At 50.0% G+C, this 12544-nt stretch carries 13 protein-coding genes; 10 read left to right on the top strand and 3 right to left on the bottom strand.

Annotated elements, in window-relative coordinates:
* Nucleotides 1-105: 105 nt before the first annotated feature.
* The 8 genes from SB752_RS02775 (at nucleotide 106) to purU (ending at nucleotide 7419) form a co-directional block, all read left to right on the top strand.
* Entirely contained in the window at nucleotides 106-570 is a 465-nt protein-coding gene (locus SB752_RS02775) for a DinB family protein (RefSeq protein ID WP_410714206.1), read from the top strand.
* 263 nt (nucleotides 571-833) lie between these two features.
* The gene (locus tag SB752_RS02770) at nucleotides 834-1352 is read left to right on the top strand and encodes a ribonuclease FAU-1 family protein (RefSeq protein ID WP_410714205.1); all 519 of its coding nucleotides are present in this window, start codon (nucleotides 834-836) and stop codon (nucleotides 1350-1352) included.
* 306 nt (nucleotides 1353-1658) lie between these two features.
* Nucleotides 1659-2399: a UMP kinase gene (gene pyrH, locus SB752_RS02765; protein WP_410714204.1), complete on the top strand. Its 741-nt coding sequence runs from the start codon at nucleotides 1659-1661 to the stop codon at nucleotides 2397-2399.
* A 222-nt stretch (nucleotides 2400-2621) separates the two neighbouring features.
* Complete coding sequence (locus SB752_RS02760; protein WP_410714203.1) at nucleotides 2622-3812, top strand: HlyD family secretion protein; 1191 nt, start codon at nucleotides 2622-2624, stop codon at nucleotides 3810-3812.
* Nucleotides 3809-4561 (top strand): ABC transporter ATP-binding protein, encoded by a 753-nt coding sequence (locus SB752_RS02755; protein ID WP_410714202.1) that lies wholly within the window; start codon nucleotides 3809-3811, stop codon nucleotides 4559-4561. The genes SB752_RS02760 and SB752_RS02755 overlap by 4 nt, the downstream gene beginning before the upstream one ends.
* Nucleotides 4561-5700, top strand: coding sequence for an ABC transporter permease (locus SB752_RS02750; RefSeq protein ID WP_410714267.1), 1140 nt, complete (start codon nucleotides 4561-4563; stop codon nucleotides 5698-5700). The genes SB752_RS02755 and SB752_RS02750 overlap by 1 nt, the downstream gene beginning before the upstream one ends.
* Nucleotides 5701-5718: 18 nt before the next feature.
* Nucleotides 5719-6393 (top strand): TetR/AcrR family transcriptional regulator, encoded by a 675-nt coding sequence (locus SB752_RS02745; protein WP_410714201.1) that lies wholly within the window; start codon nucleotides 5719-5721, stop codon nucleotides 6391-6393.
* Between the two features lie 129 nt (nucleotides 6394-6522).
* On the top strand, nucleotides 6523-7419 hold the full coding sequence (gene purU / locus SB752_RS02740) for a formyltetrahydrofolate deformylase (protein ID WP_410714200.1): 897 nt from the start codon (nucleotides 6523-6525) through the stop codon (nucleotides 7417-7419).
* A gap of 45 nt (nucleotides 7420-7464) precedes the next feature.
* Here purU and SB752_RS02735 read toward each other — a convergent pair whose 3' ends face one another.
* On the bottom strand, nucleotides 7465-8355 hold the full coding sequence (locus SB752_RS02735; protein WP_410714199.1) for a LysR family transcriptional regulator: 891 nt from the start codon (nucleotides 8353-8355) through the stop codon (nucleotides 7465-7467).
* 117 nt (nucleotides 8356-8472) lie between these two features.
* Between SB752_RS02735 and SB752_RS02730 the strand changes: the two genes are divergently transcribed.
* Nucleotides 8473-9684 carry an MFS transporter gene (locus SB752_RS02730; RefSeq protein ID WP_410714198.1) on the top strand — a complete coding sequence of 404 codons (1212 nt, stop codon included), beginning with the start codon at nucleotides 8473-8475 and terminating at the stop codon, nucleotides 9682-9684.
* Here the strand turns inward: SB752_RS02730 and SB752_RS02725 are convergent.
* The gene (locus SB752_RS02725) at nucleotides 9662-10342 is read right to left on the bottom strand and encodes an alpha/beta hydrolase (RefSeq protein ID WP_410714197.1); all 681 of its coding nucleotides are present in this window, start codon (nucleotides 10340-10342) and stop codon (nucleotides 9662-9664) included. The genes SB752_RS02730 and SB752_RS02725 overlap by 23 nt on opposite strands.
* 98 nt (nucleotides 10343-10440) lie before the next feature.
* Nucleotides 10441-11034, bottom strand: coding sequence for a nucleotidyltransferase family protein (locus SB752_RS02720; protein ID WP_410714196.1), 594 nt, complete (start codon nucleotides 11032-11034; stop codon nucleotides 10441-10443).
* Nucleotides 11035-11290: 256 nt separating this feature from the next.
* Between SB752_RS02720 and SB752_RS02715 the strand changes: the two genes are divergently transcribed.
* On the top strand, nucleotides 11291-12517 hold the full coding sequence (locus tag SB752_RS02715) for a WD40/YVTN/BNR-like repeat-containing protein (protein WP_410714195.1): 1227 nt from the start codon (nucleotides 11291-11293) through the stop codon (nucleotides 12515-12517).
* Nucleotides 12518-12544: the final 27 nt, after the last annotated feature.

Below are 12544 nucleotides of genomic sequence, written 5' to 3'. Positions count from 1 at the left end.
TTCTAAATCAAAAAGGATAAGCTTTATAGATGAATACGAATGTATGTGCTATTTTTAAAAAGGAAATATTTTCATGACGATCAAAAGCCTCGGGGGTGGACTTGATTGAAGATGCTATTTCAATATAACTGGCAAGTGCGAGACGAATGGTTTGAATGGTGCAAGCAGCTTTCTACGGAACAATTGCTGCAACAGCGTGTGGGAGGAGCAGGTACGATTCTTTACACCTTGTTTCATATTGCGGATGTGGAGTACAGCTGGCTGCGAGGCGTCCAAGGCAAGCCGGATATGGTCGTAGCTTACAAGGACCACCAATCGCTTCAGCAAGTAAAGGCGCTGTCAGATGCGTGGCGGGAGGAGCTGTCTTCTTTTCTGGAAGTGTGGTCAGGTGAACAGGAGAATGAAATGGTTCGCGTGCCATGGAGTGAAGATGAGCATACAAAAGGAGAAATCATCAGGCATGTTATTGCTCATGAAATCCATCATATGGGGCAATTGTCCATTTGGGTACGGGAGCTGGGGTACAAGCCGATTTCCGCTAATGTGATTGGGAGAGGCTTGGCGAGATAGGCAGAGGCTTGCCTGTGATTACCAAAATCGGGTTTCTCGGCTGGCTCGCAGTGGGAGCAATCGTTTATTTTCTGTACGGACGGGCACACAGTCTGCTTGGGAAAGACAAGTCCCATCGATCATGAACCCCATCGAGGAATGGAACGGCCGTTATGGTTGATTCAGGGACTCCAAAAACCTCGATTAGAAGATATGTAATATCTGACAACCATGTCCCTTTCATGGTAGAGTAAAAGGTACCAAATCGACGAGGAGAACAGGCCATGAAGCGAAAAAGAGCAGACCGCCCTGGTTGGAGACGCGTCAAACGATTAGGTTATCAAGAAAAGTGGGTAGATGCCTTGTCCTTTACCGGTTATGCTGTTCGCCTAACACTAGATGAGGTAAGCGATCCTGCGTATATGCCTGTTGGTGAAAAAATTCTGTGTGTAGGAGACCGGGGGTACGTTTATTTGCAGTATTTCCCTCGTGATCAGGCGTACGCCGTTACCAAAATGCTAGACGAGCTCGGCAACACGGTGCAGTGGTATATCGATATTTGCAAAGGGCACGGCAAGGATGAGAATGGGCACATCTGGTACGACGACCTCTACTTGGATATCGTGGTGCTTCCACAAGGTGAAGTGTACCTTTTGGATCAGGATGAGCTGGATGAGGCTCTGCAACAGGGAATGATTACAAGCGAGGAGCACCGCTTCGCATGTGAAACGGCTGATAAGCTATTAAAAGAAATCATGGCAGGCAAGCGTGATGCCTTTGACTTTCCGAATTTCTTTGCATAAAATGATGAAGAGTTTTTTTGATGTACCAATAAAAGGGAGGGGACAGGGTATGGAAAAAACGTTCGCGAACGACCTGTTTCATTCCCTATTCCCGTAAAGAACGAAAGCAGCTATTGCTTTCGTTCTTTTTTTAACGTGTAAGAATTTATAAGCGTGACGCTTATGAATTATGGAGCGCATGGAAACTTTCCGCTAAAACGCGGTCGCTCCTCCTTGAGAAAGCCTCGATAGAGGTTTTCTTACAAGTGAGGGAGAATCTACGTAGGCGGCGAGATTTGACGAGACAAGTACGTACGAAAAAGGGGGATGCCTGTGCGCTACAAACGGGTTTTGGTAAAGCTGAGCGGGGGGGCGGTCGCAAAAGAAAATGGATTCGGCTTTAATCCTGATCAGCTGGAGCATATCGCTAATGAAATATTGGCACTTGTAAACATGGGCATCGAAGTGGCGATTGTCATCGGAGGAGGCAATATTTTTCGAGGGAATATGGCCGATATGTGGGGAATCGAGCGGGTGGAAGCAGACAATATCGGGACATTGGCAACCGTCATTAACAGCTTGATGCTGCGAGGCGTATTGAGAGCCAGAGTGAACCGGGAAGTGCGGGTAATGACTGCCGTTCCGATCAACGCAGTGGCAGAACCATATATCCGCTTGCGTGCTGTGCATCATCTGGAAAAAGGATATGTGGTCATTTTTGCAGGCGGAAACGGTCAGCCATACGTAACGACAGATTATCCAGCTGTCCAACGTGCGCTGGAAGTGGAAGCAGACGCCCTGCTCGTTGCCAAGCACGGTGTAGACGGTGTGTTTACTGCTGATCCCCGAACTGATTCGACTGCAAAGCAATATACGGAGGTTTCCTTTGACGAGATCGTCAGACGAGACCTGCGTGTTATGGATCAGGCTGCTATGATTTTGGCGCGAGATCACGGTTTGCCGTTGCATGTGTTCAATTTTGACCAGCCAGGGGCTATGGCACGGATTTGTAATGGGGAACAGGTAGGTACTTATATTAGTCGCCATGGGGAAGCCGTTTATAAATAAGGAATGATCAGCGCAAGCCCTCTCCAAACGGAGGGGTTTTTTCGATTAATCGGATCGTTTTCAAAATCTAATTTACATAGGGGGAGATATGATCATATAATTTCATTAAAAGTGAGTAATCACTCGCTTTTGTTTTGGAGATCTCATACTTGTTTGTGAATCGCATTATTTTTTTACTATCTGAGCGAGTGATTACTCACATTAAAATGCGGGGTGGACTATATGAAAGGGTTATTTCGCACCATGCTTGCTGGTGGACTCGTGGTCGCTTTGGCGGGCTGCACGTGGTTAGGGCAGACGGAGCAAGCCTTGTCTGGAACGATCGAAGCAGAGGAGCTGCCGATTGTGGCCGAGGTAGGGGGACAGGTGACTAGCGTGGGAATAGAGGAAGGCAGCCGTGTGACGAAAGGTCAGGTGCTCGCCGAAATTGACAAGCGCAGCTATCAGATTAGTATTGCGGAGGCACAGGCAGCATTTGAGCAAGCGACGATCCGTGTTGAGGAAGCAAAAGCAGGCTCACGTGATGTGGCTATCCAAAAAGGACTTGCCGGAGTACAACAGGCGGACTCCAACATTCATTTGGCCAATGCGAGAAAAAGCCAAGCAGATGCGGGCATCGTACGTGCGCAGCAGCAGCTTGCACAGTCTACATCACAGCAGCAGGGGGCCAAAGATACTCTTCTTTATCAACAAAGACGCGTCCAGGAAGCGACTGCTTTATTTGCAAAAGGGGCGATATCCAAAAAAGATTTGGAGGCACAACAAGAGGCAGCGAGTCAGGCGCAAACACAGTTGAATCAGTTGAATGCACTCGTAGCCCAGGCAGAGGCACAGGTTCGGTCGGCACAAGAGGATGTAGCCGCTGCCATCTCGCAAACAGGTACAGCTCAGGCACAGCAAGCAAGTGCCCGGGCTGATTTGGAGCTCTTGAAGGAAGGCAGCACGGATTACACCATACGAGCCTTGCTTGCGGCGCAGCAGCAGGCGCAGGCGAGACTGGACCAGGCGAAGCTGCAACTGGAAAAGGCACAAATAACCGCTTCAGCAGACGGAGTCTTGCTGCGTTCCTCTATCACGCAGGGGGAGGTAGCAAAGGTCGGCGCGACACTGTTTACAATGATGAAAGCAGACAAACTGAAGCTTGTCGTCTATATTCCGGAAGCTCTGCTGAATCGAGTTCGAAAGGGGCAAGAGGTAGGCATACATGTGGATGCGTATCCAGATGTGACTTTCAAGGGGAAGATCAGCACCATTTCGGACAAAGCAGAATTCACGCCGAAAAATGTGCAAACGCCTAATGAGAGAACCAAGCTCGTATTTGCCGTAACGATTCACATCACGGAGGGGCTCGACAAGCTCAAGCCAGGGATGCCAGCAGACGTGCTGCTGTCTGATCAGGGGGGAGCACAATGAGTGTTGCTATTCATTGCGAGCAACTTACCAAGCGCTTCGGGGATCGCGTCGCGGTCAACAATCTCACGCTGACAGTCCCAAAAGGCTCGATATACGGTTTTCTCGGACCCAATGGCTCAGGGAAATCTACCACGATCCGTATGCTGTGCGGTCTTCTAACCCCTACTACGGGAAAAGGAACGGTACTCGGCTTTGACGTGATGACGCAGAGCGAGGAAATCAAGCAGCGAATCGGATATATGTCGCAAAAATTTAGCCTGTATGAAGATTTAAGCGTGGAGGAAAATCTCGATTTTTACGCAGGGGTGTATCAGCTAAGTGCGGCAGAGAGAAAGCAGCGCAAAAAAGAGCTGATCGAGATGGCTGGTCTGATGGGCAGAGAGAAGCAACTGGCAGGATCATTATCAGGCGGGTGGAAGCAGCGTCTGGCTCTGTCCTGCGCGCTTTTGCACAAGCCTGAGCTGTTGATTTTAGATGAGCCTACCGCAGGGGTAGACCCGGTTTCCAGGCGCATCTTTTGGGAAGTCATTCATCAGCTTGCTGACGAAGGCATCACTGTTTTGGTAACTACGCACTACATGGATGAGGCGCAGACTTGCGACTGGATTGGCTTTATCTTTTTCGGAGATTTGCTGGCAGAAGGAACGCCGCAAGAATTGATCGATCAGCGAGGCGGTGGGAATCTGGAGGATGTCTTCATTGATTTGGTCAAACGTGAGGAAGCCAGGCAGAGAGGGGAGGGGGAATGATGCAAAGGTTTGTCTGGGGACGCTACTGGTCCGTCGTGAAAAAGGAAATCATACAGATCAAAAGAGATCGCCCCAGCCTGGGGATCGCGCTGGTCATGCCCTTGATGCTTTTGTTCCTGTTTGGTTACGCAGTCAATACAGACGTGAACGACATCAAAATGGTGGTCTGGAACCAAAGTCCCTCTGCGGTGAGCCGTGAGCTCGTCGACCAGTTCGTCAACACACATGTATTCCAGGTGACTGCGCAGGTGAATGGCTATAAGGCGATTGAGGCCATGCTCGATGAGGGAAGTGCTGATGTCGCGCTGGTCATTGGTCCAGACTATACCCGGTTGCGGGATCGGGGTGAGCCGATACATGTCCAAATGCTCATCGACGGTTCTGATCCGAATATCGCCCGAACAGCGACTTCCCATGCCCAGCTCATTGTACAAAACCAGGCGATTACCCTCCAGGAAGAAAGACTGCAAAAGCAAGGGATGGGAGAGCTAAAGCCACCTCTTGGTCTGGACGCGCGTGTGCTGTTCAATCCAAATATGGAAAGCATCGTGTTCAACATACCAGGACTGATTGGGCTCATTATGCAAAATGTCACGATGATCCTGACTGCCTTTTCACTCGTTCGTGAAAAAGAGCGGGGGACGATGGAGCAGTTGATTGTGACTCCGATTCGTCCACTGGAATTGATGCTTGGCAAAATTACGCCTTATGTTGGCGTGGGACTGTTTTCCTTTTGTCTCGTGCTACTGGTCGGAACGTATTGGTTTGGTGTCCCGGTAAAAGGGAGCATCCCACTTTTAGTTACGTTATCGATCCTTTTTCTGGTGACGACACTGCTGCTTGGCATTTTCATTTCCACGATCGCGCGAACACAGCTGCAAGCGATGCAGATGGCGTTTGCCTTGATCCTGCCTAGCGTGCTCTTATCAGGCTTTATGTTCCCGCGCGATTCGATGCCTGTCGTGATACAATGGTTTGGTGGGCTTGTCCCATTGACCTATTTCCTGGAAATACTGCGTGGAATCTTTCTAAAAGGAGCTGGATTCGAGGCTCTGTGGCGGGATGTGGTTGGAATGGGAGTGTTTTGCCTCTTCATTTTGACCGTTGCCATCCTGCGATTCCGCAAAAAGATCGAATAGAGGAGCGTAAAGAAGAGGATGAGCAAGCCATCATTTGAAGAGGGCCTGTTGCAATATGTTGAGGAGCTCAAGGACGAGAGCGAGATGACGGAAAAACAGCGCAATATATTGCGTGCCTCGATCAAGCTGTTTGCTGAAAAAGGGTTTCATGCCAGCTCCACCTCAGAAATCGCCAAGGAAGCTGGAGTAGCAGAAGGAACGATCTTTCGTCACTACAAGTCCAAAAAGGATATTTTGCTGGCTGTCGTCGCACCTGTCCTGCTGAAGGTGGCAGCGCCGTTTATTTTGAAGGACGTCCGGGAAATTTTCAAGGAAGAGTCCAAGAAGCCTTTTACCGAGGTCATGACGCAGCTGTATCGCAATCGCTTGGAGCTTGTCATGGCAAACGAAAAGCATGTACGCATTATGCTGCAGGAGGCATTTTTCCATGACGAGATCAGGGAAGCCTTGATCGCCAGCGTGTTTGCCGATGTCAAAGAAATGGCCAGGAAGCTGATTGAAGCAAAGGTAGATGTCGGTGAGCTGCGGCCATTGCCTACTCAGGCTGTTTTTCGGACTGTACTGTCCTCGATGATCGGGCTGGTATTGTTCCGGCAAGTCTTGGACCCGGATGAGTTTGGGAACTACAGCGACGAGGAGCAAATTGCCTTGAGTGTGGACATTTTAATGAATGGAATTGCAAATCGTGAATAGTTGTATCCTCTATCTAAAATAATTTATTGATCAACCCTTCTTAATTCGGTTTTTGGGTATAGAAATTGGTACAGGGAATGGTATAATTGCAAACAACTTTTTGCTGTTTACCATGGAGGAGAGAACATCATGCATTTGTTATCAGAGAGAGAATGGCTGGCATACCGCGAAAAAAACAAAGATCGCGCGCGTATGCTGATTTCTTGCCCAGACCGTGCGGGAATTGTGGCGGCTGTTTCTAATTTCCTGTTTCAACAGGGAGCTAATATCGTTCAGTCAGACCAGTATACAACCGATCCGGAAACGGGCCGTTTTTTCATGCGGATTGAATTTGATTTGGTTAACCTGGGAGAGCGCTGTGAAGCCATTAAAGCGGAGTTTCAGCCCCTAGCCGAGAGCTTTGGCATGGAATGGTCCCTGGTTGAAGCGAATAATCGCAAGAAGGTAGCTCTGTTCGTCTCCAAAGAAGATCACTGTTTGCTGGAGCTATTGTGGCGCTGGAAATCTGGCGAGCTGTTTGCGGATATCGCAGTTGTTATCAGCAATCACCCAGACATGCAGGAAACCGTGGAGTCTTTTGGCATCCCGTACCACTGCATTCCGGTGACCAAAGAAAACAAGTCACAAGCGGAGGAAGCACAAATTGCGGCTGCCGCAGGGGTAGACTTGATCGTGCTCGCTCGTTACATGCAGATTTTGTCCCCGCGCTTTTTGGAGGACTATGCGATGCGCATCATCAACATCCACCATTCCTTCCTGCCAGCGTTTGTGGGAGCCAAACCATATGAGCAGGCATACCGCCGTGGTGTGAAGCTGATCGGGGCGACTGCTCATTACGTGACAGAGGAGCTGGACGCAGGTCCGATCATCGACCAGGATGTACTGCGTGTAACTCATCAGGAAGACGTCGAGACACTCAAGCAGCTGGGGCGTCAAGTAGAGCGCACCGTCCTCGCTCGTGCAGTTCGCTGGTATTTGGAAGACCGCGTGCTGGTGTATGGCAATAAAACGATTGTGTTTCCTTAATAGATGGAATTACGAAGGGCCCTTCCGATATTGGAATGGGCTTTTTTACATGTTTCCCCCCAAAATCATCTCCAAAAACCGCGCTACGACAGGTCGGTGATTCTGATCATCCTCACGCAAGCACAAATAAACCGGACGATTGATATTGACACCGGGCACAGTTACACGACCGACTTCCCCACGTGCCACCATCTCGCGGACAGCCAGCTCAGGAGCGAGCATAACACCATAGCCAGCACGAACAGACTGGATCGATTCCACGAGGCCATGGTATTGCAGTCCGACCCGCGGCGGATTCACGCCATTTTCCTTGCAAAGAGAAAAGAGGCGCTCCCGAGTCGAGCTTCCCTGCTCCCGCAATAAGAACGGCTCTTCTACGAGCTCAGCTAGCGTGATTTTCTGTCCGGCAAACGGATGATGAGCAGGAACGATAAACCAGAAGAGAACGTCTGTCAGATGGAAACGCCGGATGGGCAGGTCGTCCCACGACTCGTTTGTAATTACCGCCAGATCGGCCTGACAGCGCAGCAGCCGGTCGATAGATTGCTGCGAGTTTCCAGTGCGAATTTCGATTTCGACTTGTTCATGAACCTGTTTATAGGCAGCCAGCCATTTTGGAACGAGGTAATGAGAGGGGAGATGGGTGGAAGCGAGACGCAGCTTTCCTTTTGTCCCGTCCTTGATCTCTTGCAGGTGGGTCTCGATTTCCTTTTCCCAGTCATAGATGCGTCGTGCCTGCTCATACAGGAATTGCCCTTCGTAGGTGAGCCTAATCCCGCGGCCTACCGGTGTCAGTAGAGTCATGCCCAGCTCATGCTCCAGCTTGCGGATTTGCGCGCTGACTGCTGGTTGGCTGATTGCAAGGGCATCTGCGGCTGCCGTGACACTGCTGCGTGCAGCTACTTCGACGAAAATACGTAATGTGTGCAGGTTCATCTGGTACCTCCGATTCATAACGATTGGTTATGAGTTTTGTAGAAAGATGTATTGGATCGTATGAATGGTTCTATGTACTGTATAGCATAGAAGCGAGAGAGAGAAAAGGAGCAGATCATGAGAGAAGTCAGCGGAAAGACACAGGTTATTGCCGTAGCGCTGGTCACAGCACTATGTATGCTGGGGGATTCGATGCTGTATGTGGTGCTTCCGATTTACTGGGAGGAGGCGGGGCTTTCTTCCTTATGGGAGGTAGGGGTATTATTGTCTGTTAATCGCTTGGTTCGAGTGCCGCTAGGGCCGCTCGTCGGCAAATGGTATGAGCGAACTGGCGGGCGTACAGGCTTGTTTTTGGCAGTCGGTCTGGCATTTGTAACGACTTTTGCTTACGGCTTTCAAGGCTTTTGGCTATGGTTCATCGCACGCTGTCTGTGGGGAGTGGCCTGGACTTTTTTACGGCTGGGGGCATACTCCTTGATTGTGACGGTCGCAGAAGAGCATAATCGCGGGCAGTTCATGGGCTTGTACAATGGATTGTACAGACTGGGCAGCTTGGGTGGAATGCTTGGAGGGGCATTGCTTGCATCTGTCTACGGTATGTTTTTTGCAGCAGCAGTGCTCGCCACGCTTTCGCTGTTTGCTCTCATTCTTTTGTTTCTGTACGTTCGACCGATCTTTACCAATCAATCCACTCAAGCCGTTCAGAGGTTAGAAGAGCGGAGCTTGTGGAAACAAAAAAGAGTGCTGGCGACACTCGTGACAGCACTGGTTGTAACGATGGTGTATCAAGGTATGTTTGCATCCACTTTGAGCAGGCTGATTGAGCTTCGTCATCCGTTCATTGCAGTAGGTGGAGTCATGCTTGGTGCAGCTGTTTTGGCCAGCCTGGTCCAAGGGCTTCGCTGGAGCTGGGAGCCATGGGCAGCTCCGTTGTTCGGCAAGCTGTCCGATCATTATGGCAGAAAGAAATTGTTTATTTGGACGCTCATTGCCGGTTCCATTCTGTTTGGGCTGCTGCAGGCTTCGGTGATGGTTGCCATATGGTTTGCAATCCTGCTGGGGATACAGGTGACCGCAACGATTGTCACCACCGTCGTAGATACGCTCGCAGCGGATGAAGCAGCAAAGCAGACGAACAGTACGGCATTGATGACTGCCTACTCGGTTATAACGGATATCGGGGCAGCGCTCGGACCGCTTGCTGCCTTTTGGATGGATGGCAGCGTGGGACTGGATGTGATGTACATTATTATCGCAATCGCCTTGCTTGCCATCGCATTCGCTTGGGCAGGGGAAAAAAGGTGGGTCAAAATGAGCAGTGCTCCTTGATTGTCGCCATGACATGAGCAATTGCCTGTTCCTTTTCTGGCCCGTGCAGAAGATAATGGTTGGAATGCTCATACCAGCTGATTTGCGGAGCAGCAGTCTTGTCAACGTGATTCGCTATGATCTCGGCACTCACCGCATGCACCGTATCGTCGTGCTTGGCTTGCAAAAGCACATAGGGAGTCCTGATTTTCGGCAGAAGCGGCTTTGTTTCGGACAGGAGCCTGCGAAATTGCAGCATGCTGCTAAACGGGATTCTGCCGATGCTGTATATGTAGCGACGGGAATGAGTAGGGAAGTCCTCACGCAGATAGTGGAGGGCTTCTTTTACATCCCAATATTTATAAGGCGTATTAATCGTAATGAGCAGCTTCACCGGGAACGATGTAGCCAGGTGAAAGGCGAGCAGTCCACCCATGGAAAAGCCGATCACGACAATCGAATCTACACGCATGGAAAGGCGTTTGTAGGCTTCCTTTGCCGAATTTATCCATTCGTGACGGGTGCTTTTGGCCATTAGTCGCCGCGTTGTTCCGTGGCCCTCGAGTGTCGGGCACTCTACTTGATATCCTTCTTCACGCAGCTCTTTGGCAAGTGGGAGAATGTCATTGATGTCTCCGGCAAAGCCATGGATTAGGAGACAGCCAACTGTACCAGACATACTTTATCTTCCTCTCAAATAATGGGAAATTTTGTGCGGGGCTGTTTGAGAATGTGCTACTTGTATTATACAAATTAGACTACTGATTGTTAACAACACTACGAAGAGGACATTTCTGCCGCATTGCCCGCTCCCTCAATCAACTGGGAGACACGCTTGCGCAGGAAGCCTGGCAGTTGACGTTCAAGCACCTGTCGCAGTCGATCCGGATCAGGTCCGGTGGATTTCTTCCAATATTTCTCGATCTCGTCCGCTCTCTCCATTTTCCCTGGTATGAGGCTATACAGCAAATACCAATCCTCGAGCGAAGCGAGGGGGATCTCAATGTCACCTGATAAACGGACTATCCTGTCCTTCTTCTCTCGACGCCAATTCAGCCAGTATGTTCCCTCCTCATGATGGATGCCGAATAAGCCAAGCATGTCGACAGTTGTACTCGCAAACCTGTAGTGCGTAAAGTAGACCGTGCAAAATGGTTCCTTGGAAGCCTTATCGCTGTAGGTTCCTAGCAGCTTCACTATTTCGTGAGCTCGCTCGGCATCCTGGGCAGTGACGAGAATATCCAGGTCGTTTGCATGTGGGCATAAACCGTAAAGGGTCAACATAGCGGAACCGCCAAGTGACCATTCAATCTTTTCCCGGTTCAAATTGGTGGCGATGAGACGAAGGGTTTCTGCGTGCTCTGCGAACATGGAGAGAATGGCTCCTTTCTTGAGAGGCTGCCAATGTGGATACATACAGATTGAGAGAATAAGGGCAGACTATCATATATCCAAGGCAATAAATAGCTGATTTACAAATATTTATATCAAATTTTAAATCCCACGATACCGACGACTCGTATTAGCTCTGATAAAAAGTGTAATAATTCGAAGCACCTGTCGTCTATTAGGTATGAATCTTCCTCCAATGTCAGGAAATTCGCAACACAGAAAGGATGGGAGCGTTATGAAGAAAAAAACAATTGGCCGGATCTTTGTCGTCCTTGGATTGAGCATTAGCATTTTGACAGGATGTCAGCAAACAGGAGATAGTGAGAAACAACCGACGAAGCAGGAAGAGCAAAGCGCCAGTCATGAAGATGGTGCGAACAGGCAACAGACTGCCACGACAACGCCTCCGAGCTCCGCAAGCTCTCCACAGGACCAAGCACAGGAAAAGGTCTCTCTCGGCAAAGTAACCGCTGTGCGCATAGCGGACTTTCAGTCAGGATGGATCGGCGGTGACGGATGGATCGCGAAAACAGATGACGGAGGCAACCGCTGGAAGGTCCAATACCAACCAAAAGGAATCGTCAAACAATTATTTGCATTGAATAACCGCCAGGCATGGGCCGTCGTTGCCAAGAGTGCTGAAGTGCAAAGTGCGCTTTCCCTGATTCGCACAGAAGATGAAGGCCAAAATTGGTCCGTCGTTGGCGAGATGCCGAATCAAGATTTTCTCCACTTCATCTCCGGGCAGGAGGCCTTCAGTGGTAGATGGTCAACGACGAACGGCGGAAAGACATGGACGAAACTACCGGTTCCGCCGGGCACGGTCGGAGAGCCTTATTTTCATGATCGGTCAGTAGGGTGGGCAGTGACAAAGGGACAGGACGCTTTTCAAGTGCAACGAACAATAGATGGAGGGAAATCGTGGAGTGTGGTCATGTCGAAAAAGACAGTCTCTCCTGTTAATGGCGTTCTGATTCGCTCGGCAGGACCCCAAGATGCCTGGATCGAATGCATTGGAGACACGGGAATGACTCAAACGTCCTATTCTCTGTTTCATACTGCTGATGGCGGGAAGTCGTGGCAGACCGTCATCGCCAAATCGACTGCCGGCGCAGGACCAGCCCCAGGGTTTCCGATGGATTACAAAAATGGACCGGATATAGGCGGATCTAGCCCAGGCCCACTGTATGTAATCAATTCCAAGGAGGCGTTTATGGGGGCCCAATGTATGGCCTGCGACAAGCCAAATACAATCGGATGGACACTGGATGGTGGGAAGACGCTCGGCAAAGGGACGATATCTCTGGAGGGCTACGGGGAGGAGCTGCTTGCCTTTGCGGATGCAAAGCATGGATGGTGGTTCGTAACCGATCATGAAAAGCCAAGCTTGATGTACGCGACCTCCGATGGAGGCAAGCACTGGAATCTTGTGCACACGTTCGATCCGCCAAAGAAACAGTAATCATTTTGACGAAGACTACAAAAAAGC

Origin of the sequence: Brevibacillus sp. SIMBA_040, assembly GCF_046535075.1 — a bacterium.
In the GTDB taxonomy this organism is placed as follows: domain Bacteria; phylum Bacillota; class Bacilli; order Brevibacillales; family Brevibacillaceae; genus Brevibacillus.
Note: the sequence above shows the minus strand (reverse complement) of the source record. Positions and strands in the feature narration are given on the sequence as shown.